At 72.9% G+C, this 26,486-nt stretch carries 22 protein-coding genes, 1 tRNA gene and 1 pseudogene; 9 read left to right on the top strand and 15 right to left on the bottom strand.

Annotated elements, in window-relative coordinates; translation table 11 throughout:
• The first annotated feature begins 96 nt into the window (after positions 1–96).
• On the top strand, positions 97–783 hold the full coding sequence (locus ACIBKY_RS18215; protein WP_397097819.1) for a TetR family transcriptional regulator: 687 nt from the start codon (positions 97–99) through the stop codon (positions 781–783).
• On the opposite strand, the gene ACIBKY_RS18210 is transcribed toward ACIBKY_RS18215, so the two are convergent.
• Entirely contained in the window at positions 777–1,070 is a 294-nt protein-coding gene (locus ACIBKY_RS18210; protein WP_397097818.1) for a YtxH domain-containing protein, read from the bottom strand. The genes ACIBKY_RS18215 and ACIBKY_RS18210 overlap by 7 nt on opposite strands.
• 123 nt (positions 1,071–1,193) lie before the next feature.
• Between ACIBKY_RS18210 and ACIBKY_RS18205 the strand changes: the two genes are divergently transcribed.
• Positions 1,194–1,266: transfer RNA gene (locus ACIBKY_RS18205), tRNA-Asn, on the top strand.
• Between the two features lie 214 nt (positions 1,267–1,480).
• On the opposite strand, the gene ACIBKY_RS18200 is transcribed toward ACIBKY_RS18205, so the two are convergent.
• Complete coding sequence (locus ACIBKY_RS18200) at positions 1,481–2,167, bottom strand: cytidylate kinase family protein (protein ID WP_397097817.1); 687 nt, start codon at positions 2,165–2,167, stop codon at positions 1,481–1,483.
• Between the two features lie 191 nt (positions 2,168–2,358).
• Positions 2,359–2,454 (bottom strand): annotated as a pseudogene (locus ACIBKY_RS18195) (pentapeptide repeat-containing protein); the annotation flags it as partial.
• 392 nt (positions 2,455–2,846) lie between these two features.
• Here ACIBKY_RS18195 and ACIBKY_RS18190 point away from each other — a divergent pair.
• Complete coding sequence (locus ACIBKY_RS18190) at positions 2,847–3,107, top strand: CopG family transcriptional regulator (RefSeq protein WP_397097816.1); 261 nt, start codon at positions 2,847–2,849, stop codon at positions 3,105–3,107.
• A complete protein-coding gene (locus ACIBKY_RS18185) occupies positions 3,104–3,517 on the top strand; it encodes a type II toxin-antitoxin system VapC family toxin (protein WP_397097815.1) in 414 nt (137 codons plus the stop codon). The genes ACIBKY_RS18190 and ACIBKY_RS18185 overlap by 4 nt, the downstream gene beginning before the upstream one ends.
• A 286-nt stretch (positions 3,518–3,803) precedes the next feature.
• Here the strand turns inward: ACIBKY_RS18185 and bla are convergent, their stop codons facing one another.
• The 4 genes from bla to galK all read right to left on the bottom strand — a co-directional run bounded on the left by bla (position 3,804) and on the right by galK (position 8,059).
• The gene (gene bla / locus ACIBKY_RS18180) at positions 3,804–4,703 is read right to left on the bottom strand and encodes a class A beta-lactamase (RefSeq protein WP_397097814.1); all 900 of its coding nucleotides are present in this window, start codon (positions 4,701–4,703) and stop codon (positions 3,804–3,806) included.
• A 105-nt stretch (positions 4,704–4,808) separates the two neighbouring features.
• Positions 4,809–5,582: an enoyl-CoA hydratase-related protein gene (locus tag ACIBKY_RS18175; protein WP_397097813.1), complete on the bottom strand. Its 774-nt coding sequence runs from the start codon at positions 5,580–5,582 to the stop codon at positions 4,809–4,811.
• Positions 5,583–5,627: 45 nt separating this feature from the next.
• On the bottom strand, positions 5,628–6,761 hold the full coding sequence (locus tag ACIBKY_RS18170) for a nitric oxide synthase oxygenase (RefSeq protein ID WP_397097812.1): 1,134 nt from the start codon (positions 6,759–6,761) through the stop codon (positions 5,628–5,630).
• A 185-nt stretch (positions 6,762–6,946) separates the two neighbouring features.
• Positions 6,947–8,059, bottom strand: a complete 1,113-nt coding sequence (gene galK, locus ACIBKY_RS18165) for a galactokinase (RefSeq protein WP_397097811.1) — start codon at positions 8,057–8,059, stop codon at positions 6,947–6,949.
• Positions 8,060–8,102: 43 nt separating this feature from the next.
• Here galK and ACIBKY_RS18160 point away from each other — a divergent pair, with 43 nt between their 5' ends.
• Positions 8,103–8,891: a 1-aminocyclopropane-1-carboxylate deaminase/D-cysteine desulfhydrase gene (locus tag ACIBKY_RS18160; RefSeq protein ID WP_397097810.1), complete on the top strand. Its 789-nt coding sequence runs from the start codon at positions 8,103–8,105 to the stop codon at positions 8,889–8,891.
• Positions 8,888–9,391 (top strand): DinB family protein, encoded by a 504-nt coding sequence (locus ACIBKY_RS18155; protein ID WP_397097809.1) that lies wholly within the window; start codon positions 8,888–8,890, stop codon positions 9,389–9,391. Before ACIBKY_RS18160 ends, ACIBKY_RS18155 begins: the two co-directional genes overlap by 4 nt.
• On the opposite strand, the gene ACIBKY_RS18150 is transcribed toward ACIBKY_RS18155, so the two are convergent.
• From ACIBKY_RS18150 to ACIBKY_RS18120, 7 genes are all read right to left on the bottom strand, one after another.
• Complete coding sequence (locus ACIBKY_RS18150; protein ID WP_397097808.1) at positions 9,388–11,076, bottom strand: sensor histidine kinase; 1,689 nt, start codon at positions 11,074–11,076, stop codon at positions 9,388–9,390. The two genes, ACIBKY_RS18155 and ACIBKY_RS18150, sit on opposite strands and share 4 nt — an antisense overlap.
• Positions 11,073–12,644 carry a BTAD domain-containing putative transcriptional regulator gene (locus tag ACIBKY_RS18145; protein WP_397097807.1) on the bottom strand — a complete coding sequence of 524 codons (1,572 nt, stop codon included), beginning with the start codon at positions 12,642–12,644 and terminating at the stop codon, positions 11,073–11,075. Before ACIBKY_RS18145 ends, ACIBKY_RS18150 begins: the two co-directional genes overlap by 4 nt.
• Positions 12,619–13,752, bottom strand: coding sequence for a sensor histidine kinase (locus ACIBKY_RS18140; RefSeq protein ID WP_397097806.1), 1,134 nt, complete (start codon positions 13,750–13,752; stop codon positions 12,619–12,621). Before ACIBKY_RS18140 ends, ACIBKY_RS18145 begins: the two co-directional genes overlap by 26 nt.
• Before the next feature lie 67 nt (positions 13,753–13,819).
• Positions 13,820–14,827 (bottom strand): radical SAM protein, encoded by a 1,008-nt coding sequence (locus tag ACIBKY_RS18135; protein ID WP_397097805.1) that lies wholly within the window; start codon positions 14,825–14,827, stop codon positions 13,820–13,822.
• Complete coding sequence (locus ACIBKY_RS18130; protein WP_397097804.1) at positions 14,824–15,963, bottom strand: cytochrome P450; 1,140 nt, start codon at positions 15,961–15,963, stop codon at positions 14,824–14,826. The genes ACIBKY_RS18135 and ACIBKY_RS18130 overlap by 4 nt, the downstream gene beginning before the upstream one ends.
• A gap of 164 nt (positions 15,964–16,127) precedes the next feature.
• Complete coding sequence (lanKC, locus tag ACIBKY_RS18125) at positions 16,128–18,641, bottom strand: class III lanthionine synthetase LanKC (RefSeq protein ID WP_397097803.1); 2,514 nt, start codon at positions 18,639–18,641, stop codon at positions 16,128–16,130.
• Between the two features lie 11 nt (positions 18,642–18,652).
• Complete coding sequence (locus tag ACIBKY_RS18120) at positions 18,653–20,167, bottom strand: cytochrome P450 (protein WP_397097802.1); 1,515 nt, start codon at positions 20,165–20,167, stop codon at positions 18,653–18,655.
• Positions 20,168–20,475: 308 nt separating this feature from the next.
• Between ACIBKY_RS18120 and ACIBKY_RS18115 the strand changes: the two genes are divergently transcribed.
• On the top strand, positions 20,476–22,452 hold the full coding sequence (locus ACIBKY_RS18115) for an ABC transporter ATP-binding protein (RefSeq protein WP_397097801.1): 1,977 nt from the start codon (positions 20,476–20,478) through the stop codon (positions 22,450–22,452).
• Here ACIBKY_RS18115 and ACIBKY_RS18110 read toward each other — a convergent pair.
• A complete protein-coding gene (locus ACIBKY_RS18110) occupies positions 22,412–22,957 on the bottom strand; it encodes a hypothetical protein (RefSeq protein WP_379619586.1) in 546 nt (181 codons plus the stop codon). The genes ACIBKY_RS18115 and ACIBKY_RS18110 overlap by 41 nt on opposite strands.
• A 126-nt stretch (positions 22,958–23,083) precedes the next feature.
• Between ACIBKY_RS18110 and ACIBKY_RS18105 the strand changes: the two genes are divergently transcribed.
• Together ACIBKY_RS18105 and ACIBKY_RS18100 are read left to right on the top strand one after the other, a co-directional pair.
• Positions 23,084–23,797 carry a TetR/AcrR family transcriptional regulator gene (locus tag ACIBKY_RS18105; protein WP_397097800.1) on the top strand — a complete coding sequence of 238 codons (714 nt, stop codon included), beginning with the start codon at positions 23,084–23,086 and terminating at the stop codon, positions 23,795–23,797.
• Positions 23,794–26,262 carry a PEP/pyruvate-binding domain-containing protein gene (locus ACIBKY_RS18100; RefSeq protein WP_397097799.1) on the top strand — a complete coding sequence of 823 codons (2,469 nt, stop codon included), beginning with the start codon at positions 23,794–23,796 and terminating at the stop codon, positions 26,260–26,262. Before ACIBKY_RS18105 ends, ACIBKY_RS18100 begins: the two co-directional genes overlap by 4 nt.
• The last annotated feature ends 224 nt before the right edge of the window (positions 26,263–26,486 follow it).

Genomic DNA, 26,486 nt, shown 5'->3' with positions numbered 1-26,486 from the left:
CCCTTTCGCGGCGGTGGTGGTGGCAGAACCGTAGCCTCCGTTTGCGCGAACGCGCAAGACAATTGTCTAAGACGAACGTTCCGCTATCATCGCGGCATGGGAAATCGCGAAGACCTCCTCGCCGGGGCCCGCCGGTGCCTGGAGGAGAAGGGGTGGGCGCGCACCACCGTCCGCGACATCGCCGCGTCCGCGGGCGTCAGCATGGCCGCCATCGGCTACCACTTCGGCTCCCGCGAGGCGCTGCTCACCGCCGCGCTCATCGAGGCGCTCGACGACTGGGGCACGGAAACGGGCCGCACGCTGGCCGCCTACGGAGCCGGCGACGCCACGCCCGCCCAGCGCTACGAGGCCATGTGGGACCGGGTGATCGAATCCTTCTCCACGCACCGGACGTTGTGGCTGGCCTCCATCGAGGCGCTCGTCCAGGCCGAGCACTCCGGCGAGCTACGCCGCTACCTGGCCGGCGGGCAGTTCCAGGGGCGGCGGGGGCTGGCCGCCCTTCTGGGCGGCGTCGAGGAAGACGCGATCGGCGACGCCGAGGCGCGTACACTCGGCGCGGTTCAGATGGCCCTGCTCACCGGAGTGGTGACACAGTGGCTCACCAGTCCGGGGCCCACCAGTCCGGGGCCCACCAGTCCGGGGCCCACCAGTCCGGGGCCCACCAGTCCGGGGCCCACCAGTCCGGGGCCCACCAGTCCGGGGCTCACCAATCCGGGCCAGACCCTGGCCGGGGCCGACGTGGTCGCCGGCCTGAGGGCGCTGGCCCGCATCGTCTCTCAGTAGGGAACGCCGGTCTCCTCGGGCTTGCGTTCCTCGTCCGGCCAGCCGGTGCCCGTGTCGTGGTGGTTGAACCGCGACAGGAACGGAACCCGGTCGCCGACCTTGGCCTTCGTCATCGAGGCCGCCTTGGAGACCTGTGCTCCGAGCAGCCCCGCGGCCTCCTGCACCGTGGGACTGTCGGCCACTCGCTGGGCGGCCCGCTTGATCTGCTCGTAACGCTCACGACCGGCGCGGCTGCCCAGCACATAGCCCACAGCCAGGCCAATCGCGAATGTCATCCGATAACGCATCTTGCACCTCCGCTGTCTCCCGGCCTACCCCACTATCGATGCGACACGCACTCCCGGAGTGCGCTAATCTATTCATGCGCCGAACGAGAGGCCCAAAGCCCCGCCGATCAGCGCGAAGTTCGATCCCGTGTAGCTCAACCGGCAGAGCAGCCGGCTGTTAACCGGCAGGTTATAGGTTCGAGTCCTATCGCGGGAGCAGGACAGTGCTTGTGTAAGCACAGTTCAGGCCCTCTACCAAACAACAGGTAGAGGGCCTGAGTCGTTCCGGGAGCCACCACCGCGTTCGCTCGTCGTTGCCGAAGACGGGTCTGAGCTGGTGGCGGTAGACGGTCTGGGTGGTTGGAGCCTCCTCGCTCGGGCGTTCTTCTTCAGGGGCTGACGCCCAGGCCCAGGCGGGGGCGGTGTGCCGATCAGTGCGGTCGGACTTCCCAGGTCGGACGGTGGAGCTGATCGTTGTACACGACGACGTCGGCGTGCTCGGCCGGGCGGGCTGTGGCGAAGTAGAGCTGCTGGGATGGGATGTAGCGGTCGCGCCAGGACCGTTCGATCGCGGCGGTGTCGGCGGTGGATCCGGTCAGCGCTTCGCCTCGGTCCCGGGCGCGCTTCACCGTCTGCTCGAAGGGGACGGACACGAAGATGCGCAGGTCCCACCGGTCGATGAGTTCTGGGCGCAGGAGGAAGACGCCGTCGAAGAGCAGGACGGCGTCCGAGGGGGCGGTCTTGGCCGGCGGGGACGACGGGGTGTCGGTGTCCGCGTCGTAGACCGTCTGCCGGAACCTTCGGTCTCCGCCGGGACCCAGCGGATCGAGCAGGACCCGGCATAGCGCGGCGTGGTCGTGGGCGTCGAAGTAGCAGCCTTCCGCCGAGTACCGGCCGCGTCGGTAGCGCTGGGCACGGGGGACGAGGAAGTCGTCGATGGTCGCGCGGATGACGTCGCGGTCCCGCGCGCGCAGGACGACGGCGAGTTCGTCGGCGAGCGTGGTCTTGCCGGCGGCGGGCGGGCCGTCGATGGCGACCCGCAGCGGATGCGCGGCCGTGACGGCCCCGACCGCCTCGGCCAGCCGGCTGACGAGCTCACCGCGGGTGCCTTGGTCCATGCCGCCTCTCCCAAATGCGCAGGCACACAAACTGGCTCAGAGCGGTACGGGGGCCCTGTCCGAGACGCCCCGGCGCGTACCCGGAACCGGCCGTCCGCCCGCCGCTCCGACGATCGGCGCAGGCGCTCCGCCCACCCGGCGCCGGGCCAGAATGTTTCCTCATTCCACACCACGTTCGCCAGGTTCGCGCCGGGCAAGTTCGCGTCGGACAGATGGGCGCCGCTCAGGTTCGCGTCAGTCAAGCGCGCATCGGCAAGCTTGCCATAGGTGAGCTCCGCGCCGCGCAGCGTTTAGATCGGCGAACCATGTCTTGATCGGCAGCGATCGAGTTCGAGGGCCTCGCACACGCTGCGGGCGCGGCGACGGATCCGCCTGGCGATCGAGAAGCGGATCACAGAAAGACTCAAAGCCTCGGGGGACAACCAGCTCCGGGCGGGCCGCCGAAAGGGCCACTTCGTGGCCCCGTGCAGGTGACAGCCACCAGTAGACCCCGGACGCACGGGTCGGCGAACAGGTCCGGAGTCGCTGTGGTGGGCGAGTGCGAGGGCGGGGTTCAGTCCGCCCGAGACGCGTCAGTACGGCGATGCTCTGGCGGAGGTCTGAGGGTTGCCGTCGGGATTCTGGTGGGTAAATCGGGCGCTCTTAGAAGAGCGGGAGGATGCGAGGTAGGATAGGGAGCATGAGCGAGCCTACTGGCAAGTATTCGATCACGATGCCGCGTGACATCGCCGAGGCCGCCCGGTCCCGGAGCGGTCCTTCGGGGCTGTCCGCCTACGTCGCCGCTGCCGTGGCTCGCCAGATCGAGCGCGACAACCTCAACGAACTCATCCAGGTCGCGGAGGCCGAGCATGGCCCCATCACCGACGACGAGGTTCAGGCGTTGCGCGACCAGCTTCACCAGGCCCGGCGGGGACAGGCCGCTGGTGGGTCGGCCGCGTGAGCCGTTCCCCTGCGGTTCCCGGCGGCACCCTTGTCCTCGACAGCGAGGGGCTGGCCAAGGCGGTTCTGCGTGACCGGACGGTCACTTCGTGGCTCGCTCTTGCCCGTGCCGACGACCTTCGCGTCATCACCTCTGCCGCCACCCTTGTCGAGGTGGTTCACCCCCGCGTCAACCGGCCGGCCCTGGAGTGGACGCTGTCCCGCCTTGTCGTCGAGCCGATCACCGAGGCCGTCGCCCGCCACGCCGCCACGCTCCTGTCCGATGCCGGCCTGCACGGGCACAGGTACGCCATCGATGCCATGCTCAGTGCCACCGCCCTGGCCGCTCCGGGGCCTGTCACGGTTCTCACCTCCGGCCCTGAGGATATTGCCGCGCTGTGCGGTGTTCGCGTCACTGTCATCAAGGTCTGAGTTGTCCTCCTGACCTGCTTGGCTAGGAGTGCCCGGATCTTGCAAATTTGCAGGACTTGCCCAGTAGGCCGCGGGGCGCCGAGCGGTCTGGACGTTCGTCCGGTCGAGCTGGGGCGTCAACTCCTCAGGCCCTTCGGCGGGTCTGCCCGGGACGGGGTGTCGGCTCCCCATGCCTCCGGCCGGGCTTGGGCGTTGGCGCTCAAGGAGGACACCCGAGCGGAGTGAGGACCCGGGTACCAACTGGCCGGGGGCGCAGGAAGACTGCCAGGCCCATGAGAGGTCCCCTTTAGAGGTGGCCTAGGGCCTTGGCCAGTTCGGTGGCGGTGGTGGCGATGACCTTCTGGTCGGGGGAGACGCCGTTGGTGTTGCGGTTGGTGAAGATCGAGATGATGATCGGTGCCTTCGACTTGGGTGGCCAGGCGATCGCGATGTCGTTGGCGGTGCCGTAGTTGCTCGCGCCGCCCGTCCCGGTCTTGTCGCCCACCGTCCAGTTCTTGGGGAGTCCGGCGCGGATGCGCTCGGCGCCGGTGAGGGAGGCGCGTAGCCAGCCGATCAGCCGGGTTCTGTCGTGAGGGTGGAGGGCGTTGCCTACGGTGATCTTGGACAGGCTGGCGGCGGCTGCCGCCGGGGTGCTGGTGTCGCGTACCTCGCCGGGCTTCCATTCGGTGAGGTGGGGTTCGAAGCGGTCCAGGCGGCTGGCGCGGTCTCCCAGGGAGCGGAAGTACGTGGTCAGGCCGGCGGGGCCGCCGATCTGCTTCAGCAGCATGTTTCCCGCGAAGCCGTCGCTCTTGGTGACGGCGGCGCGGCAGAACTGGGCCGGGGTCATGCCGGTGTCGGTGTATTCGCGGGTTTCCGGGGAGTTCTCCAGTACCTCTTCCGGCTTCCAGCGCTGGACGCGGTCGAGGAGGCCGGGGTCGGTGTCGCGGGCCTTTCGCAGGACGGCGGCGCACGCGTACGCCTTGAACATGGAGTTGAACGGGAACCTCTCGTTCGCCCGGTATCCGATGGTCTTGCCGGTGGCCAGGTCGATGGCCGCGGCGCCGATGCGGCCGTCGTAGGACTTTTCGAGCTGCCGCAGCTTGCGCTCCAGTTCGGTCGGGGCGGTGCGTGCGTGCGCCGGGGCGGCGGAGGCGAGCAGGATGGCCGCGGTCAACACCGCCGTGGCACTCCGGAAGGGAAATCGCATAGCGGAGAGCAGAGCAGAGATCGCCGCCGAGTGTCCAATAGCGATATGGATCATGGGTTGATAGCGAAACGGATATGACGGCGTTTCGGCCCACTCGAAGGGGAGCTAGAGGGGCGGGAAGTCGGGGTCGCGGCGTTCGAGGAAGCTGGCCACGCCCTCGGCGAAGTCGGGGCGGCCGAAGGAGGCGAGCATCTCCTGCACGGCGGTCTTGGCGGAGGCCTCCAGCGTGACGTCCCAGTCGTTCCACACCTGGCGCTTGATGACGGCCATCGAGGCGGGTGAGCTGTGCACGGCGAGCTCACGCGCGTACTCCTGAGCTCCCGCCAGCAGTTCGCCGGCGGGCAGGACGCGGTTGACCAGGCCCATCTCGTACGCCTCTGCGCCGGTGAAGACGCGGCCGGACAGCAGCACGTCCATGGCCCGCTGCTGGCCCATCAGCCTGGGCAGGATCCACGACAGCCCGTACTCGGCGACCAGGCCGCGCCGGGGGAAGGCGGTGGTCCACTTGGCCTCGGCCGCGGTGAAGACCAGGTCGCAGACGAGCGCGTGGACCATGCCGAGCCCGGCGCAGGCGCCGTTCACCGCGGCGATGACGGGCTTGCGGATCGTGGTGGGGAAGGTGTTGGGGCGTGGGTCCGGGGTCTCGTCGTAGTCGCCGGTCCGCAGCGCGGTGAGGGTCTGGAAGTCGGCGCCGGAGCAGAAGCCCTTGCCCGCTCCGGTCACGACGACGGCGCGTACGGCGGTGTCCTTCTCGGCCTGTTCGAGCAGGTCGAAGTAGCGGCGGCCGAGCGCGTCGGTCCAGGCGTTGAGACGTTCGGGACGGTTGAACGTCAGCGTCAGCACGCCCTGGTCGAGCGAGGAGAGAACGAGTTCCGGCATACCGCAACCGAATCATGTTCTAGGGCGCGCGCGCAAGGACCCCGCTCAATGGCGGGGGACGTAGGCGGGGGTCAGCGTGGACTGGTCGTAGTAGCGGTGGAAGACCGGCGTGGCCGCCCCCGAGATCGGCGGGACGATCCACGACCAGTCCGCCGGGCAGACCCGCCCGGCACTTTCCTCGCGCTCCAGATGGGTGAGGAAGCGGCGCGACTCGGTGTGGTGGTCGGTCATCGTCACCCCCGCGCGGTCGAAGGAGTGCAGCACCGCCACGTTCAGCTCCACCAGCGCGTGGTCACGCCACAGCGAGCGCTCGGTCGAGGTGTCGAGACCGAGGCGCTCGGCCACCACGGGAAGCTGGTCGTAGCGGGTGGCGTCGGCGAGGTTGCGCGCGCCGATCTCCGCGCCCATGTACCAGCCGTTGAAGGGCGCGCACGGGTAGCAGATCCCGCCGATCTCCAGGCACATGTTCGAGATCGCCGGTACGGCGTGCCACCGCAGCCCCAGATCCGCGAACCACCGGTACTCCGGATGCTCGATCGGTACCTCCAGCACCGCGTCCCCGGGCAGGTGGCATAACAGCGGCTCCCCGAACCCCGGCCGGATGATCAGCGGCAGCACGTCGAAGCGCCCCAGGCCGCCCCGCCAGCCCAGCTCGCGGGCCAGCGCGGTCAGTTCGGCGGCACGCGGGTCGCCGATGACCGAGCCGTCGCGGGCGCGGTGGCCGGCGTACCGGATGAGCTGTTCGTTGAGGATGCGCGGACCGGGGCGGGCGGGCGCGTCGGGGGCGAACACGGTGATCGTGGGCCGGATCCTGCCGTCGCCGGTCGCCTGGCGCAGGTGCTCGACGCACTCCAGCGCCACGCCCTCGGCACTGGAGATCGTGCGCCGGTCGCGGACCTTGAGCGAGCGCCAGTAGAGGCGGCCGATGCAGCGGTCGTTGTTGCGCCAGGCGACCCTGGCGCCGAACTGGAGCTCCTCGGGGGTGTGGGTGTAGGTGCCGTGGCGCGCCACGTCGGTGACCACCTGGCGCAGGCGGGACAGCAGGTCGCCGGCGCCGGGGTTCTCGGCGTGGAAAAGCCTGATGAAGCGCTCCGCCTCGCGGAGGTCGACCGTTCGCTCGATGATCGTGTGGATGGAGACGGCATCGAAGGGACGCAGGGACCTGATCCAGGTACGCACGCAGTGAACCAACGCATTCCGCAACACGGATCGCCTGGCCGGTTCCGGGCCGGCCTGACGTCCTCGTGGCGGTGCCCTCTCCGCACCGCCCCGTTTCCGCAGCAGTTCACATCCTTAACCGACAGGCCGGGATTTGTCCCACAAAATCGAAAACTCGGTGATCTTATGGATACATAGAGTGATGCTCAGGCGAGCTTGCGGGCGCCCTGTGCCGGGGTGGCGCGCAGGTAGCGGGGCTCCTGCCAGCCCTTTTCCGCGTAGGCGGCGGTGACCGAGCGCTGAACCGCTTCGACGCGCTCGGTGGCGGTCAGGGCGATCACCGAGCCGCCGAAGCCGCCGCCGGTCATGCGGGCGCCCCGGGCGCCGCCCCGCACCGCGGCTTCCGCCGCCACGTCCAGCTCGGGCACGGTCACCTCGAACTGGTCGCGCAGCGACAGGTGGGAGGCGTTGAGCAGCGCGCCGATCTCGGCCGCCCTGCCCGCCCGCAGGAGCCCGATGACCGCCTCGACCCGGTGGTTCTCGGTTACGACGTGCATGGTCCGCTTGCGCTCGTTGCCCGAGAGCCTGCCGAGGGCGTCGGCCAGGTCGGTGACGTCGCGCAGCGCGGCCACGCCCAGCGTGCGCGCGGCCGACTCGCACTCCGCCCGGCGCTTGGCGTACTCGCCGTCGGCCAGTTCGTGGTGGGCGCGGGTGTCGATGATGAGGATCTCCAGGCCGTCGGCGGCCAGGTCGAGCGGGACGTTGCGGGAGGCCAGCGAGCGGCAGTCGAGGAAGAGCGCGTGGCCCTCCTTCGACAGCGCCGACGCCGCCTGGTCCATGATCCCGCAGGGCATGCCAACGAAGTCGTTCTCCGCCTTCTGACCGATCAGGGCGATCTCCATGGGGGTCAGGCCGAGGTCGTACACCTCGTTGACCGCGGAGCCGACCGAGACCTCCAGCGCCGCGCTGGAGCTGAGCCCCGCGCCCTGTGGCACGTCGCCGTCCACGGCGATGTCGGCACCGCGCACCCGGTCGCCGAGGATGGCGAGCACCCCGGCGGCGTACCGCTCCCAGCCCTGGGTGTCGCCGAGCCGCCCGCGGGTGACCGGGCCGCCCTCGGCCTGCAGCGACAGGAGGCGCACGACGCCGTCCGCGCGCGGGCTGACCGCGGCCGTCACGCCCCACGGCACCGCGAAGGGCAGGACGAAGCCGTCGTTGTAGTCGGTGTGCTCGCCGATCAGGTTGACCCGGCCGGGCGCGTGCCAGACGGTCCGGGGGTCGGCGCCGAACGCCGCACGGAAAGCTTCAGTAACCCGCATAACCCAACACTCCTCAACAACGGCCCGTCCGTAGACTAGCGCCATGCGGACGCTGGCAGATCCGTCGCTGGGCTCGGTACGGGTCATGCTGAAGGCCGACGACAACAAACCGCGCAAGCTGAAGTACAACCTCGGCCACCCGCGCATCCTCACCTTCGGCGGCGCCTACTCCAACCACATCCGCGCCGTCGCCACCGCGGGGCGCGAGCGTGGCATCGAGACGATCGGGATCATCCGCGGCGAGGAGCACCTGCCGCTCAACCCCTGTCTGGCCCACGCCGTCTCCTGCGGCATGCGCCTCGGCTATCTCGACCGGGCCACCTACCGGCTCAAGCACACGCCGGCCGTACAGGAGATGCTGCGGGAGCGGTGGGGCGAGGTGGCCATCCTGCCCGAGGGCGGCAGCAACGCGGCGGCGGTACGCGGCTGCGCGGAGCTGCCGGGCGAGATCGGCGAGCCGTACGACGTGATCTGCTGCGCGGCCGGCACCGGCGGCACGCTGGCGGGCATCTCCGCCGGGCTGCCGGAGGGACGGCGGGCGATCGGCTTCCCCGTCCTGAAGGGCGGCGGCTTCCTGGCCGGCGAGGTGGAGCGCCTGCAGCGGGAGGCCTACGGCCGCGTCTGGCCCAACTGGCGGCTGGAGACCGGCTACCACTTCGGCGGCTACGCCAGGACCACCCCCGAGCTCGACGCCTTCGCCGCCCACCACGGCGTGGAGAAGATCTACGTCGCCAAGATGCTCTACGGCGTCCTCGATCTGGTACGGCAGGGCGCCTTCGCCCCCGGCACCCGGATCGTCGCCCTCGTCACTTCCGGCATCCTGGAGCGATGACACGAAGCGACACCCCCGGCACGTGGGACGAGCGGACCACGCTCGACACCTTCCACGACTACGCCCGCGCCACCGTCGTGCACAAGTGCGCCGGGCTCGGCGACGAGGCCGCCAGGAAGGCCCCGCTGCCGTCCTCGCCGCTGATGACGCCCGCCGGAATCGTCAACCACCTGCGCTGGAACGAGCACTACTGGTTCGAGGTGATGTTCCTCGGTGGCACCGACCTCGGCCCCTACACCCAGGACGACCCGGACGCCGAGTTCACCGTCGCCCTGGAGGTGCCGATCGCGAGGCTGCTGGCCGAGTACGAGGAGCAGTGCGAGCGGGTCCGCCGGAAGATCGCCGGGATCGGCCTGGACACCATGTCCCACGGCACGCTCAGCGGCGACCGGCACGCGACGCTGCGCTGGGTGATCGGCCACATGACCGAGGAGACCGCGCGCCACAACGGCCACCTCGACATCATCCGCGAGCTGATCGACGGCACGAAGGGCGACTAGCGCCGGGGAGCCTCGCCGCTCAGGCCGTGCAGCAGCGCGCGGACCCGCATGGCCGCGTCGTGCACGTCCGTGCCCACGTCGCCGAGCAGCCGGTCGGCCGCCGACGGCGAACTGCGCAGGCTCGTGCCCGCCTCCCGCAGCGACCGGTGCACGCCTTCGAGCGCCCGGTCCAGCTCGGCGCGCAGGCCGTCGCGCAGCCGCCGCTCCTCTTCCCTGGCCGCCGCCAGCCGTTCGCGCGAGCGCCGCAGGTCGTCGCGCATCCGTACGGCGTGGGCGCAGTCGGCGACGTACGGCGCCGCCGCCCACAGCAGTTCCTCGGCGTAGCCGGCGGTGAACTGCCTGGCGCCCGGCGGGCCGATGACCAGGGTGCCGACGGGCTCGCCGTACCAGACCAGCGGAAACTCCCTGCCCGCCGCCCGCACCTCACCCGCGAGCCGCCCGCCCCTGGCCGCCCTGTTCGTCCTGGTCGTCCTGTTCGTCCTGGTCGTCCGGTGGCCGATGGTGTCGGCGTCGCCGACCCGGATGGGTTCGCCGATCGCGATCGTGGCGCCGTGGCGGATGCGGACGGCCAGGCCGCGGACCGCGAGCCCGTCGGCCGTCACCCGCAACGCCGCACGGAGCGCCTGGTCGGCGTCGGCGCGGCCGACTTCGGCGGCCAGGCGTCTGGCCAGGCGGTGCGGGTCGCCGTGGGGGCCGTACATGGCGTGGTCGACGAGGCGGCGCAGCCGTACCCGCAGAGGCTGGAAGGCGGCGCCGGCCAGGAGCGCGGCGGCCAGCCCGGCGAGCTGGCCGCGGCCGGAGACCACGAGGCTGGCCGCGCCGGAGGCGGCCAGGTAGGCGACGCTGACCACGCTCGCCACCCCCGCGCCGACCAGCGCCTTGCCGAGCAGCACCTCGATGCCGAACAACTGGTGGCGCAGCACCGAGGCGACGATCGTGATCGGCACGAGCGCGGTCGCGACCAGGCACGCCGCCCAGAACGCCGGTCCGGCCAGCAGGCAGATGACATACAGGGCGAAGGCCGCGAGCGGCCAGGCGAGCTGGCGGCGCAGCGCGGCGTCGGCTCCGCGCGCCCGCAGGGCCAGCGAGAACAATCCGGCCACGACCACCGCCAGCGTGCCGACCTCGGTGACGTCGCGCAGCAGACCGTCGACCGGCGCCAGCGCCTCGATCGCGAGCGGGTTGGGGATGGGCGCGGGCCAGCGGAGCGCCTGCGGCGGCGGCGTGGGCCGGACCACCGCCCGTACGCACTCCAGCGCCGTCACCAGCACCGCGAAGGCCACCACCGGCCGCCAGCGCGGCGAGGGCAACCGGCCGTCCGGCGAGTACACGGGCAGCAGCCCGGCCAGCAGCATGCCGCCCACCACGCGGCCGATCGCGGCCGGATAGCGCAGCAGCGCGGCCAGTTCGAGCTCACCGGCGGCGGCCGCGGTGAGCATGCCCGTCTCGGCGCCGATCCGCACGGCGCAGGCCAGCCCGCCCGCGCACATCAGCCGGGCCAGCAGGTGACCGGGACGGCGGCGCAGCAGGAACGCCCCCAGCGCGGGGAAGGCCAGCCCGGCGGCGTAGTCGGGCAGCAGCGGCACGTCGGGCGACCACGCGCCGGGCAGCAACGCCCGCATCACCAGCGCCGCGAGCGTCAGCACCGCCGCCACGACGGCCGTCCATCGGGTCCATGCGCTCATCGGCCCCCCGGAGTGACGAGGGACGACTCGTAGGCGAGCACGACCAGCTGGGCACGGTCGAGCAGGCCCAGCCGGGCCAGCAGCTCGCCGACCAGCGCGCCCGCGTCGGCGACGCCCATCACCTCGCCGATCTGCCGGTCGCTCAGCCCCCGCGCGACCAGGCGCAGCACGCTCAGCTGCCCCGGCGACAACCCGTCGAGCCCGCCCACCGGCACTCCCGCGGGCTCGGGCGGTGTGGTGAGGGAAGGGGTGGCGAAGGAAGGGGTGGCGAAGGAAGGGGTGGCGAGGGAAGGTGCGGCGAAGGAAGCGGAGGAGGAGAAGGACGCGAAGGAGGCGATGAGGCGGGTCGTGAGCGCCGGGTCGATGAGCGCGTCACCCGCCGCGGCCGCGCGCACGGCGGCGACGAGCTGCTCGGGTGGCGAGGTCTTGAGTATGAACCCGCTGACCCCGGCCCGCAGCGCCGCGTAGAGGTTCTCGTCGCTGCCGAACGTGGTCAGCATGATCACCTTCGGCGGTCGTGGCCCGGCCAGGATGCGGCGGGCGCAGGCCAGGCCGTCCAGGCGCGGCATCTGGATGTCGAGCAGCACCACGTCCGGCCTGAGCGCCCGCACCGCAGCCACCGCCTCCTCCCCGTCGGCGGCCTCACCCGCGAAGCGCACGTCGGGCTCGGCGTCCAGCACCACGCGCAGCCCCGCCCGCACGAGCGCCTGGTCGTCGGCGACCAGCACGCGCGGCGCCGGACGCTCGGGCGCGCGCCGCTGCTCGGGCAGCCACGGCCGCCCGGCCGGACGCTGGGCCAGGAAGTCCGCCTCCAGCGCGCGCAGCTCAGCAGACAGGTCGAGACCCAGCTCCTCCCGCCAGAACGCGCGGGCCCTGCGCAGCGCGCCGAGCGCGTCGCCCAGGCGGCCACAGGAGTAGAGCGAAGAGGCCAGCAGCCGCCAGGCCTCCTCGCGCAGCGGGTGGGCGCACGCGTGCGCCTCAAGATCGGGTACGAGCGCCGCGGCCATGCCCAGCCGGATCCCGGCGTCGGCGTGCCGCTCCACGGCCACCAGCCGCAGCGCCTCCAGCCGGGCCGCCTCGGTGGCCGCCCAGGGAAGGTTGGCCAGTTCGGCCAGCGCCGGACCGCGCCACAGAGCCAGTGCCGCCTCCATGGACGTCCAGACCTGGCGGGGCTCGTCGCAGGCGCGGCGTACCTCGGACTCGAAGCGCCAGGCGTCGACCTGCTCGACGCCGGCCCGCAGGGCGTAGCCGGGCGGCGCGTTGACCAGCACCGTGGCCTCCTGACGCGGCGGCCGGTCGGGCTCAAGGGCGCGGCGCAGCCGGGAGACGTACCCCTGGATGCTGGCCAGCGGCTGCGCGGGCGGGCGTCCCGGCCAGATCTCGTCCACGAGAAGGCTCGCCGGTACGGCCCGCCCCCGCGCCACCAGCAGCCGGGCCAGGACCGCGAGCTGGCGCAGTCCGCCCAGGTCGAGGGCGGTGCCGTCGCGATGGGCCTGGAACGGTCCAAGGATCTGGAAGCTCAGCCGGGTGGACGTGGGAACCTCACAGGGGTAGATCGACTTCGACAACCGTCCCGCCTCCCTCCGCGTGCCGGATCACGCAGCAGCCGCCGAGCTCGGCGGCCCGCTCGCGCATGGACCGCAGACCGATGCCCGCCGGCGGCTGGGCGGGCAGCCCGCGACCGTCGTCGCGGACCCGCACACGCAGCCGGTCCCGGCATCGCTCCACGGCGACGGTGACCGAGGTCGCCGCCGCGTGCCGATGCGCGTTCGTCACCGCCTCCTGGACGATGCGGTAGACCGCGAGCTCCACCGCGGGCGGCAGCCCTTCCAGGTCACCGCCCCCCGACGAGAGCGGGGAACCGACGAGTGCTTCGATCGCCCTGAGGAGGCCGAGCTCGGCCAGCTGGGGCGGGGGCGCGCCGTCCACCAGCCTGCCGACCTCAATAGTCACCTCCTCCATCGCGGAGAGCAACCGCATAAACAGGGCTTCGGCCTGTTCCGGGGCGGTTCTGGCGGCCATGCGGGCCGCGTGGATGGACATCGCGAGGCCGCTGAGCGACTGGCCGAGTCCGTCGTGCAGGTCCCGGCCGAGCCGCCTGCGCTCCTGGGCGCGCAGCGCGGAGGCCCGCTCGTGCTCGCGTTGGAGCGTTCCGGCCAGCCGTACGGCGTGGGCGGCGTCGGCCAGCGCGGGCAGGAGCGCGGCCAGCACCCGCGTGGTGATGGGGCCGGGCGCGCCCCGCCCGGTGTAGGCCCCGAGAAGCAGCCGGCCGACCGGCTCGCCGCGCCGGTCCAGGCTCACCGAGGAGGCGGCGACCGGCAGCGTGCCGGTCTGGACGACCTGGTCGTCGAGCTCGACGGCGGCGCCGGTCACCGGCAGGGCGGCGCACAGCAGCGCCAGGATCGCGCGCAGCCCGGAGTGCGGGTCGCCCTGCTGGAGACGTTGCCTGGCGGTCGCGGCCAGCGCGCGTACGTCGGCGGTCCTGCCGTCCAGCAGCCGGTCGGCGGCCCGTCTGGCCAGCCGGTGCAGGGGCTGGAAGAGCGCGCCGGCCAGCAGCGCGGCCCCGAGACCTGCCCACTGGCCGGCGGCGCGGGCCCCGCCCACGGCCGCGAGCATGACGGCGAGCGTGGCGACGCCGATCGCCACGCTGCGGACCCGGCAGCTTCTTCTCCCCATCTCTTCCGGGGAGGTTAATCGCGGCCTGCCAACGTCGGATCAACGTCCGCTCAACGCGGAACCCGCCTCACAGCTGGGCGAACGCCGGGCGGCGGTCGATGCGCGCGCGATCGGCGGCCGAGGCGAAGTGGTAGTCGATCAGCCGGGTGGCCTCGGCCCACTCCCGCACGGTACGCACCGGGGTGAGCGTGGCGACCACGAACGGGTCGTGCCACCGTTCGACCGAACGCCGCCAGAGCTCGGCGGGGGAGTCGGTCAGCAGGTTGCCGACGGTGCCCTCGTAGGCCGGCATCGCCCGTACGGCGCCGTCGGGCTCGATCTGGAGCGCGGGGAAGAACCGGCCCTCGCGGATCCGGTCGGGGTGCATCTGCAGGGCGAGGTTGTCGGTGGCGGTGACGTGCACGCCCGGCGGGACGAGCGCGCGCAGCCGTTCGCGGAGGGCGGGATCGCCCATCGCCGCCATCTGCTCCTCCGTCAGCAGCTCGTGCTCGGCGAAGCCGGTACGGCTGGCCAGCCCCTCGGGCACCACCGCACCGAAGGAGACGAACCCGAGCCCGGGAAAACGCGGCACCAGGTCCGTGCAGACCTGCTCGATCTGCCGGAAGTTGCTGCGCACCACCACGCAGTCGATGCCGAAGACGGGCCCGGCCCCGTCCAGCATGGCCAGCGCCCGCAGGGCCCGGTCGAAGGAGCCGCGCCGGCCGCGGACGCGGTCGTGCACCTCCGCCGTGGCCCCGTCCACGCTGACGCTCACCCGGAAGAACGCGCGGGCCAGGTCGGCGACCATCTCGGGCCGCAGCGTCCAGCCGCCGGTGAACAGCGCCACCTGGATGCCCGCCGCCGTCATCCGCTCCGTGACCTCGAACAGCTCCTTCACCAGCAGCGGCTCGCCACCGGCGATCGAGATCCCGGCGGGGCGCATCGCGACGATGGCGTCGGCCATGCGCAGCAGGTCGTCGCGGCGCAACTGGCGGCCGGGCCGCCGGCCCGACTCCGAGTAGCAGTGCACGCAGCGCAGCGGGCAGGCGTAGGTGATGTCCCAGATGATCTCCAGGGGACGGTCGGGGACGGTCACAGCGGGCCTCCAGGGTCGAGGACGACGAGCAGCTTCCTGGTGCCCGCCCGGGTGGGGGCCGGGCCCTGGTCGGCCGCGAGCCGCATGCGCGGGAAGCGCCGGGCCAGCGTGCCGACGGCGACCTTGGCCTCCGCCCTGGCCAGGGCGGCGCCCAGGCAGTGGCGGTGGCCGAGACCGAAGGCGAGGTGCGGGTTGGCCGGGCGGTCCGGGGCGAAGGTGTCGGGGTCGGGGAAGCGGTCCGGGTCACGGTTGACCGCCGCGAGCACGCAGTGGACGCCGCCGCCCTCCGGCAGCTCCACGCCGCCGATCTCCAGGCTCTCCTTGACGTACCTGGAGGAGAGGGCGGTCGGGGTGATGAGCCTGAGCAGTTCCTCCACGGCCGGGTCGAGCCGCGAGGGGTCCTCGACCAGGCCGGGCCGGCGGCTCAGGAGGATCTCCACGCCCTCGGTCAGCAGGCGGGTGACGGGACGGTGGCCGGCGACGAGCAGCAGCCGTACCGCGGAGAGCACGTCGCGTGGGTCGGCGGCCGACATCGCGCTGATGAGGTCGTCGCGCGGCGCGGCACGGCGCAGGGCGATGAGCTCCTTGAGGTAGCCGGCCATGGCGACGCCCGCGCTCTCGGTGACCACGGTGCCCACGCCGGCCTCGGCGATCCAGCCGAAGACGTAGTCGCGGATGTAACGGCGGCCCTCGGGCGGGACGCCCAGCAGCTCGCACAGTACCGCGACGGGGAACGGGCGGGAGAACGCGGCGATGAAGTCGGCGGGCTCGCCGGCCGGCATGGCGTCCAGCAGGAGGTCGGCCTCGTGCTGGATGCGCGGCAGCAGCCCGGCCACGCGGCGCGGGGTGAGCTGACGGGAGATCATCCGGCGTAGCCTGGCGTGCTGCTCGCCCGGCAGGAAGAACAGGTCCTCCTCGTCGGCGAGCTCCTTCTCCGGTCCCTGCGCCTGGGGCGCGTCGCCGCGCAGCCTGGGGTCGACCAGCGCCTTGGCGGCGGCCTCGTGGCAGGTCAGGATCCAGCCCGGCTCCCTGCCGCCCATGTTGACGTGGTGGACCGGACCTGCCTCCCTCATCCGGCGCAGCGCGTCCATGTCGCGAAGCGTCTCGACGCTGACGAGGGGCAAACTACTGTCCATGGGGAACCCTTCTGTGGCCGGTGCCGGGGATCACTGCCCGATCCCCGGCACCGGTGCCGGTCAGCAGGTACCTGCGTACGACGTGACGTGGCTGTAGCACGGGTGCGCCGTGAGAGCCTTGGGGGCGTTGAGCGCCTGGAGCTCAAGGACGAATGCCATTTCCTTCACCTCCTTCCGGCGCCTTCGACCGCGGGTGCGCGCAGGTCGACGGCGGGGATGACCGACGCGTTCAGGTCGAACGCGACGCCTAGGGCGGCAAGCACGCCGGCGGTGCCCGTGGCCAGATCCATGGACAGGCGCAGCAACTGGTTGCCGGGGAAGGCCAGATGGCCTCGGTAGGACAGGGCGTGCCAGGCGAGCCTGCGCACGTGGTCGTGGATCACCGGCCGGTCCTCGGGCCGGCCGAGGTGGTGGAGGGCGGCGATGGTGCCGGCCCGCCCCATGAACAGGAACGGGTGCCGGATGAACGGCGCGCGGCACGATCGGCGCGCTCCGTCGATCACCTCGGCGAAGCCGGGTTCTTCCCGCCGGGCCAGGTACTGCGCCAGGACCAGGGCGAGGCCGCTGCCGCCGGTGCCGAGGTAGGCGTGGTAGCGGTTGTCCTCCAGAAGCTGGAAGCCGCCGTCCGGGAGAACCCGCCCGTGCTCGACGGCCCGGCGCAGGGCCTTCAGCGCCAGGCCGAGGTGGCGCTCTTCGCCGGTGACCTCGTGCAGCCGCAGGAAGAAGTGGGCGATCCCGGCCAGGCCGTGCTGGAGCCCGCCGCGTTCGCAGCCGCCGGCCGCCGCGGCGACCCGCTCGCCCACCGCGACGGCCGCCTCGGCCTGCCCGAAGTGCAGCAGGCTCAGCCCGACACCGGCCAGGCCGCCGTGGAGCCCCGCGGCCACGCAGCCGGGCTCGGCCGCCCTGGCGCGGGCCAGCGTCCGCGCGGCCTCCTCGCCGCGGCCGAGCTCGTCCAGCACCACCGCGACGCCGTGCAGGCCGTCGAGTAGTCCGGGCCGGGCCGGAGCCGCGCGGGTGGCGGCCACCAGCCAGTCCACGTGCTCCTCCGGCACCGGCGACCCCACGGAACGCAGCGCCCAGAGCACCCCGGCGGCGCCGTGGGCCACGGTGTGCCCGCCCGAGACGAACTGCCGGGGGTCGCCCGGATGGAGCCGGTCGCGCCGATCGGGCGTGGCACTGGCCAGGATCCCTGCCGTGATCGAGTCGCTGATCTCCGGCCAGGACGGGTCGTCGAACATCCTGGCCCGCTCGTCCATCCCGGCGCTCAGCCCGAAGCCCCTGAGCATCCGGGGACCGAACCCCGGCGGCACCGGGAAGTGCTCGGTGATCACGCCGGTCAGGCTGGAGAGCTTGACCCGGTCGCGATCCTGCAGCGGCGAGATCGGCAGGAACACCCACTGGCGCAGGCAGTTCAGCACGTACCGGTCGGCCTCCCGCCCGCTCAGCCCCACCGGTGCGGCGAAGCCGGGCGCCGCCAGCCCCGGCCGGTGCGGGTCGGCCAGGTCGCAGGCGATCTCGAAGTCGATCAGCGCCACCCGCCCGTCCGTACGCACGATGACGTTGCCCGGATGCAGGTCGGTGAAGCGCACGCCCCTGGAGTGCACGGCCATGAGCGCCTGGTCGACCTTGGCGAGCACGTCGACCGCCCACCGCGTGTACGCGGCCGCCTCCTCCGGCGTCGGGTCGGGCCCGGCCAGCGGGTAGCGGTCGAAGACCTCCTCCATCAGCGTCTTGCCCTCGATGTACTCCTCGACCATGAAGTGGTGCTCCCAGATCACCAGGTGGTCCAGGACGCGGGGGACGCAGTCGAGGCCCTCCAGCCGCTTCAGGACCTCGCGCTCGCGCGCCAAGCGGGCGACCGCGTCGGTGCCGTCGCGGTCGAGACCGGCGTGCGGCCGCGCCTCGGAGAGCACCACGTAGCCGCCGGACTCCCTGTCGCGGGCCAGGTACACGCCGCCGCCGTTGGAGAAGTGCAGCGGGCGCTCGATCTGGTAGGGGAAGTCCTGCGCGCCACCCTGGCCGCGCCGGGCCAGCGAGCCGGTCAGCACCTCGGGCACCCGTACCCACTCGGGCACGGTGAAGGCGGGGCTGCGGTCGTCGGGCACCAGCTCGCCGTCCGGGGCGCGGATCGCGTAGACGGTCTCGCCGTCCGCGCCGGCGTAGGTCATCGGACGGAACGCGCCGTAGCGCACGTAGACGGGGGCCTCGCCGTAGCGCAGGTCGGTCAGCACGTACGGCCCGGCGAACCCGCGCAGCAACTCCTCCAGCTCGGGCAGCACGCGGCTCAGCTCGTCCTCGTCGGCCGGGTAGAGGGTGAGCAGCTTGCCGCTGCCGCCGCGCTCGGCGTACTTGCTGTTGAGCAGCCGCACCGCGGCGGGGCTCCGCAGGAACTTCACCGCGATCCCACGCGCCAGGCAGTGCTCCACGACGAGGTCGCACACCCGCCCGGCGTCGCCGGCGGTGGCGGAGACATGGATCTTCCATCCTTGTTCGGGCAGCTCGCCGCCGGGCGGGCGCAGCACGACCCACAGCTCCTTCTCGCGCCGCCGCCAGCCTTCGGGCAGCTCGCGGCGGGCGGCGGCGAAGCGGCCGGGCTCGTCGGCGATGCGCCACGGCGGCTCGAAGAACAGCGGATCGGCCTGGCAGTAGGCGAGCAGCTGGGGAATGGTCGCGTCCATGGGGCGGGCTCCTAGCGCGGGCTGAGGACGACGGGGAGTTCCAGCAGGTAGCGCACGCGGTTCTGCCGGTAGTGCAGGTCACGGGCGTCGTGCGTGAGGTCGACGCCGGGGAAGCGGCGGGCCAGCGTCTCCAGGGCGACGCGCGCCTGGATCCTGGCCAGGGCGGCGCCCAGGCAGAAGTGGTGCCCGTGGCCGAAGGCCAGATGCGGGTTGCGGGCGCGGCCGATGTCCAGTTCGTCCGGCTCGTCGAAGAAGGCCGGGTCGCGGTTGGCCGCCACGAGGGAGGCGGCCACGAGGTCGCCGGGCGGGATCGTCCGGCCGGCCACCTCGGCCGGGCAGGACACGGTCCTGGCCAGGCCGACGGGGAAGGGCGTGACGTAGCGCAGCAGCTCATCGACCGCGCTCTCGGCCAGCGACGGCTCGGCGACCAGCCGCTTCCACTGCTCCCGCTCGCGCAGCAGCGCGGCCAGGCCGTTGGCCAGCAGGGTCGTCGGCGCGCGGTGCCCGCCCACCATCAGCAGGCGGGCGGCGGCCACGAGGTCGTCCTCCGGCAGGCGCTCGCCCTCGGCCTCGGCCACCCAGCTCGGCAGGTCGTCGCGGGGCGCCGCCCGCCGGTCCGCGATGAGCGCGCGCAGGCGCTCGTCGATGTCGGCGTGGGCCACCGGCGGCACGGTGTTCATCCGCACCAGCAGCCAGTCGGCGATGTCGTCGCGGTCGTGCTCGGCGATGCCGAGCAGCTCGCACAGGACGATGATCGGCAGCGGGCGGGCGAAGGCACGCACCAGGTCCACGGGCTCGTGCGCGGGCAGCGCGTCCAGCAGGCGCTCACACGCGGCCCGCACGCGCGGGGTCAGCGTCTCCAGCCGGCGCGGCGTCAGGTGCGGGCCGACCAGCTTGCGCAGCCGGGCGTGCTCGTCGCCGCCGATCGTGATGAGGTCCTGCTCGCCGCGGTGCTCAAGCTCGCCCTGGAGGCGGAATCCGGCCGTGATCTCCAGTTCACCGGCCAGCGCCGGGTCCGCGAGGGCGGCGGTGCTCGCGGCGTGGCCGGTGAGGATCCACGAGGTCGACACCCCGGGGGCGTCGACCCGGTGGACCGGACCCAGCACGCGCAGTTGCCGGATCACGTCGGGATCGTTGAGCAGGACCGGGGTGAGCGCGGGCAGCCGGACGGGGCAGCCGGTCTCCTCGCCCGGGTCGAGCGCGGCCAGGAACGAGGTCACGCTCCGGGTGTCGTCCTCGGCCAGTACGAGGGCCGGGCAGCACAGGCCGGACGGGTCGAGGTCGCACGGCGCGCCCACGGCCACGACCGCCGCCGCGCGCTCCGGGTGGAGGTCGGCGAAGTCCACGACGGCCGGGGCGGCGGCGCCGTAGCCCAGGAGAACCGCTCGTGCGGGGCTTGCCGGGGCGGCGAGGAAGTCCTCGACCGCCCGCGCCCAGTCGCCGTCCGGCGTCCCGGCCACGTGGACCCGCCAGTTCTCGCGCACCGGCGGCGCCCCCGCGCCGAACACCACCAGGGTCCCCGTCATCACCGCTCCTTCACGTCTTCGAGCTGACAGACCGAGAATGGACGGCCTGACTTGGATCGCCCTGGGAGACGGCTGCAAAGCCCGGCCGGGGCTGTGTTTTCCCAGGTCAGCGCGTACGGCGGCGCCAGACGGCGACCCGCGGTGTCCCGGCGGGCGGAACGCCACGCCCCTCCCCGAGCCGTCCGGAGGCGGTGAATCCGCAGGTCAACGCCCCAACGCCGGGCTTCCCCGCCGTCGTCAAGCCACTTCCAAGCCGGGCTTCCTACGCTGGCCAGCGGCGTCGGCCGAAACGCGGAGGGAACATGCGGATGCGAAGGCGAGGCGCGGACACCGCGCGGGGGAGCGCGGACCTGCCGTCCCTGGCCACGGCCTGGTGGGACGCCCACACGGCAGCGCTCGCCGGCACGAGCTTCCTGCGCGTCGCCGCCCGGCTGCCCGCCACCACCGCCCGCGCGGTGGCCGTCGCCTGGCGGGCCGACCGCCGCGACACCGCGTTCGCGATCGCGCTGAGCATGCTCGGCGGCGTCGCCACCTCCTACGGCCTGCTGGCCACGCGCGACGTGCTCGTGGCGCTGTTCGCCGCCGGGCCCACGCTCGGACGGGTCCAGGCGGCGCTGCCCTCACTGCTGGTGGTGGCGGCGGCCGTGGCGGCCAGGTCAGGGCTGTCGATCGGCGCCGGCTGGGCGCAGGCCAGGCTCATGCCCAGGGTGCTGACGCTGGTCGAGCGGGAGCTGTTCGAGCTGACCACCCGGGTGGAACTGGCCGCGTTCGACGACCCGGGCTTCAGCGACGAGATGAAGCGGGCGCGCAACCGCGGCGGCATGGCCCTGCAGGCGCTGGTGCGCGGGACGCTCGACCTGGTCGCGGGCCTGGCCGGGCTGGCGGGCACCGCGGTGGCGCTGCTGGTCGTGCACCCGCTGCTGCTGGCCGCGCTGGTGCTGGCCAGCCTGCCGGGGGCGTGGGCGGCGGTGCGCGTGGCACGGCTGTCGTACGTGAGCGAACGCAACCGCACCTCGCGCCGCCGCCGCATGTGGATGCTCGGCGAGCTGATGGCCGAGCGGCTGACCGCGGCGGAGGTGCGCGTGTTCACCATGCGCGACTTCCTGCTGCGCGAGTACGACCGGATGGTCTCGGCGGAGACCGGCGCGGAACTGGAGGTCGTCGCCGGGCAGACCCGCGTGCGGGTGCTGGGCGGCCTGCTGTCCGGCGGCGCCACCGCCGGGCTCTACACGGTGCTCGGCCTGCTGCTGATCGGCGGCGGTCTGCCGCTGGCCGCGGCGGCCACCGCGGTGCTGGCCCTGCAGGCGGCCAGGCAGTCGCTCACGCTGGCGCTCACGAACGTCAACAAGATCTACGAAGAGGGTCTCTACTACGGCGACTTCACCGAGTTCGCCGAGCGCTGCGAGAGCCGCCTGCCGCCGCCCGCCGGCACCGCCGTGATCACGCCGCCCGAGACGATCGAGGTGAAGCACGCCGAGCTCAGCTACGGCGAGGACGGCCCCATGGCGCTCGACGGCGTCAGCCTGACCGCCCGGCGCGGCCAGACGATCGCGCTGGTCGGCGAGAACGGCTCGGGCAAGACCAGCCTCGCCATGCTCCTGGCCGGGCTGCGCCTGCCCACCTCCGGCGCGGTCACCTGGGACGGCCTGCCGCTGGCCGCCGTGGAACGCCACGAGCTGTGGCGGTACGTGGGGCTGGTCAGCCAGGAGTTCTGGCGCTGGCCGTTCACCGCCGCCCGCAACATCACGCTGGGCACCGAGCACGAGGACCGCGCCAGGATGCGCGCCGCCGCCGTCAGGGCCGGCGCCCACCAGGTGATCGAGAAGCTGCCCGAGGGCTACGACACCCTGCTGTCGCGGGTCTTCGCCGGTGGCCAGGACCTGTCGGGCGGCCAGTGGCAGCGGCTCACCTGCGCCCGCGCCTTCTACCGTGACGCGCCGCTGCTCATCTGCGACGAGCCGTCGGCCGCGCTCGACCCGAAGGCGGAGCACGCCCTGTTCGCCAGCCTGCGCGCCGGCGCCGAACGCCGGATCACGGTGCTGATCACCCACCGCCTGGCCAACGTACGGCACGCCGACCGCATCTACGTCCTGCACCAGGGCCGCGTCGTCGAGGAGGGCACCCACGGCCACCTGATGGCCCTGGGCGGCCGCTACGCCGAGCTGTTCACCATGCAGGCCGACGGCTACCTCGAGGAGCGGGCCGCCTGCCCACCTGCCCAGCTCGAGGATGATCTCTCGCCGGCTAGCCGAGCTGGTCGAGGATCGGGGAGACGAGTTCGTTGAGCTCGCGTACCAGCACGGCGACGGCCCGCTGGGCGCTCTCCTCGACGCGCTCGTGCGGGCCCTCCGGCTCCGGCGGCAGCCCGGCCAGCGGCACCGGTGCCTCCACCAGGAGCGTCGCCCGCAGGAACGGGCTTCTGGCGAAGTCCTGCTGGGTCGGCTCGACGTACTGGCCGAACAGCTCCTGCCAGCCCTGCCAGCCGCGGTCGCGCCACCAGGCGCGCGAGCGGGTGAGCGGCTCGGGCAGCGGCGAGACGATCCGGACGCGGGCGATCAGCGTGCCGTCCCAGGTGTTGCGCGCGCAGGTGGCGTCGAGCACGCGCCGGTCCCAGCGGACGTAGCCGGGGTCGAGCGACGGCGGCGTGGCCAGCCTCCAGGCGGCACAGGCGAAGCGCACCGGAGCGATGTCGCCCCATTCGAACTCCGGCAGGTTCTTCTCCACGTGCGCGGCGTAGCGCCCGTGGCGGTCCCTGTCGAAGTCCTGATCGATCCAGAAGGCCTTGGCCATGGGGTCTACCGTACGGCGCGGGGCGGGCCCGGGGGCTGAAGATCCGGGAATGTCCGGGCGGGGCCGTACCTTGTGCCGGGTTTTTTGACCGAATATGCTTATCTGGTCAAAGAATGGAACCTTCACATGGCCAGGCCGCCCGCAGATCCCGGCCGGCAGCGTGAGCGCGCCCATCGTGTCCTCGACGCGGCCGCCGAGCTGATCCTGCGCTGGGGCTACGACAAGACCACCATCGCGGACGTCGCGCGCGCCGCCGGGGTCGCCAAGGGCACGATCTACCTGCACTGGAAGACGCGCGAGCTGCTGTTCGCCGCGCTGCTGCGCCGCGAGCGCGTCGCCACTCTGGAGGAGGTACGGCGGGCCGATCCGGGCACCCTGCGCGAGCTGGTCGGGGTGGTGGCCGCCGAGGTCATGCGCCGGCCGCTCGTGCGCGCCGTGCTGCTGGCCGACACCGAGGTTCTCGGCAAGCTGACCACGATGAAGAGCGCCCGTCCCGGCGACCCCGGCCAGGCGGAGGCGCTGAACCGGCTGCTCGGCGCGCTCAGGAAGCACGGCGCGATCCGTCCCGACCTCACCGACGCCGAGCACGTGAGCGTGCTCACCTCGGTCGTGTTCGGATTCCTGACCGCCACGCGGCTCACGCCGGAGCCCTACCGCGTGCCGGCGGAACGGCTGGCCGAACTGCTGGCCGACACCGCGCACCGCGCGCTCGAAGCGGGCCGCGAGCCGTCGCCCCGCGAGGCCCGCGCCATCGCCGAAGCCGTCCGCGCCTACGTCGCGCAGGCCGCGGGCATGGCCGGGCGCAAGCTTGAGGCCGCTCTCGAAGGGCAGCTGCCATGAACGTTCTCCCGCTCGACGACGCGGCCGCCGATCTCGCCGTCGCGGGCGGGAAGGGCGCGTCGCTGGCCCGGCTGAGCCGCGCCGGGCTGCCGGTCCCGCCGGGCTTCCACATCACCACCGACGCCTACCGCGCGTTCACCGCGCCCTTCCGCGAGCGGCTCGGCGCTCCCGGCGCGCGGGAGTTGTTCACCACGCACGAGATCCCGCCGGACCTGGCCGCCGAGATCCTCGCCGCCTACGCCAAGCTCGGCGACGGCGCGGCGGCGGTGGCGGTGCGCTCGTCGGCCACCGCCGAGGACCTGCCCGGGATGTCCTTCGCCGGCCAGCAGGACAGCTACCTGAACGTCCACCGCGCGGACCTGCTCGACGCCGTCCGCCGCTGCTGGGCCTCGCTCTGGAACCCGCGGGCCGTCGCCTACCGCGAGCGCAACCACGTCCCGCACGACGACGTGGCGCTCGCCGTGGTCGTGCAGGAGCTGGTCGACGCCGACGCCGCCGGGGTCATGTTCACCGCCGACCCCGTCACCGGCGCGCGCGGGCAGAGCGTGGTCAACGCGGCCTGGGGCCTGGGCGAAGCCGTCGTCGGCGGCCAGGTGACCCCCGACAACGCCGTGGTCGCCGGTGGGCGCGTGCGCTCGTACACCGTGGCCGACAAGGCCGTCATGACCGTGCGCGAGCCCGGGGGCACGCGCGAGCGGGCGGTCCCTCCCGCGCGCCGCTCCCTGCGCGTGCTCTCCGACGGGCAGGTCCTGCGCCTCGCCGCGCTGGGCGAGAAGATCCAGCGGCTGTACGGCACGCCCATGGACGTCGAGTGGGCCAGGCGCGGCGAGGAGCTCTTCGTCGTCCAGGCCCGCCCGATCACCGCCCTGGCCGAGGAGGTGGAGGAGTGGAACGACAGCCTCACCGGCCAGTACCTGTGGACCAGCGGCAACCTCGGCGAGGCCATCCCCGACGTGATGACCCCGGTCACCTGGTCGCTGGTGCGGCTGTTCATCCGCGAGGCCATGTCCGCGTCGGCGATCCCCGGCTACCGCCTGGTCGGCAACATCGGCGGGCGCTTCTACCTGAACCTCAGCATCGCCATCTCCGCCGCCAAGGCGTTCGGCATGAGCGGCAGGCTCGGCGCGATCGAGCAGGTCTTCGGCAGGATCCCGCCGGGTCTCGACGTGCCGCTGCTGCCCGCCTCCCGGTGGCAGCTGATCAAGGCCATGCTGCCGATGGCGATCAGGCTGCGCCGCCGGGTCGCCGCCAACGTGAAGCGGCTGCGGCCCTTCCTCGCCACCGCCCGCTCGCGCTGTGAGGAGCTGCGCGAGCGCGCCGGGCTGATCTCCGAGCCCGCGGAGCTGGCCGCCTTCTGGGAGGAGGGGCTGCGGCCGTACGTCGTGGAGACCTGCCGGATGCTGGAGGCGGCCGGACGCCAGGGTGGCGCCGCGCTCGTCATGACCCGCGACAAGCTGCGCGAGATGGTCGGCGACAGCGACGCCGAGGCCATGCTCACCGGCGCCAACGCCGGCGGCGAACTGGCCAGCATGGGACCGATCATCGGCCTGGACAAGCTGGCCAGGGGCGAGATCGACCGGGCGGAGTTCGCCGCCGTCTACGGGCACCGCGGCGCCCACGAGTTCGAGGTCAGCGTGCCCAGGCCCGGCGAGGACCCCGGCTGGATCGACAGGCGGCTCGCCGAGGTCGCGTCCGGAGCCGCCGGCGACCTGCTCACCCGGCAGGAAGAGGCGCGCGCGGCGGCCTGGGCCCGCTTCGACCACCGTTACCCGCGCAAGGGCGCGGCGATGCGCGCGCGGGTGGACAGGTGGAACGCGATCGTCAGGGACCGGGAGGACACCCGGTCGGAGAACATGCGGGTCTTCTGGGCGATGCGCGCGTTCGTGCTGCGGGCGGGGGAGCTGACCGGCCTCGGCGACGACATCTTCCACCTGGAGATCGACGAGATCCTCGACGTGCTGCGCGGCGGGCGCTCGCCGCTGGCGAGGATCCCGGTACGGCGCGCCACCTACCGGAAGTACGCCGCTCTTCCGATCTACCCCATGCTGATCGTCGGCCCCTTCGACCCGGTCCGCTGGGCCGCCTCGCCCGACCGGCGCGTCGACCTCTACGACGCCCGCGGCGGCCAGGCGCCCCCCGCGGACACGGTGTCCGGCTTTCCCGGCGCGCCCGGCGTCGTCGAGGGCGTGGCCCGCGTGCTGTCGGGCCCCGAGGAGGGCGAGCGGCTGAAGCCGGGGGAGATCCTGGTGACGACGCTGACCAACATCGGCTGGACGCCCATGTTCCCGCGCGCCGCCGCCGTCGTCACCGACATGGGCGCACCGCTCTCCCACGCCTCGATCGTCGCCCGCGAGCTCGGCATCCCCGCCGTCGTCGGCACCGGCAACGCCACCGCGCGCATCCGGGACGGCGACCGCATCCGCGTCGACGGGGAACGGGGGACTGTGGAAGTCCTCAAAGGATGACAAGACGCATGCGAACGATCACGTCCTGTGGTCACGATGGCCGTCATGATCGACGAGATGGAATGGGAGGCGCGGTGCGTCGTCTACCGGCGTGCCAAGCTGGCCCTGGACCGGGCGCCGGCCGCCTCAGGCGAAGACGCGTACGCGCCCCGATTGCTGACCGATTGCGTGTCAGGGGTTGCCTCCTCCCCGTCAATGCTTTTCCCCGGGCCCCGGGCCGATCT

It is taken from the genome of Nonomuraea sp. NPDC050394 (genome assembly GCF_044459065.1).
Lineage (GTDB): Bacteria > Actinomycetota > Actinomycetes > Streptosporangiales > Streptosporangiaceae > Nonomuraea.
The sequence above is the reverse complement of the archived record's forward strand: the minus strand, read 5'-3'. Positions and strand labels throughout refer to the sequence as shown.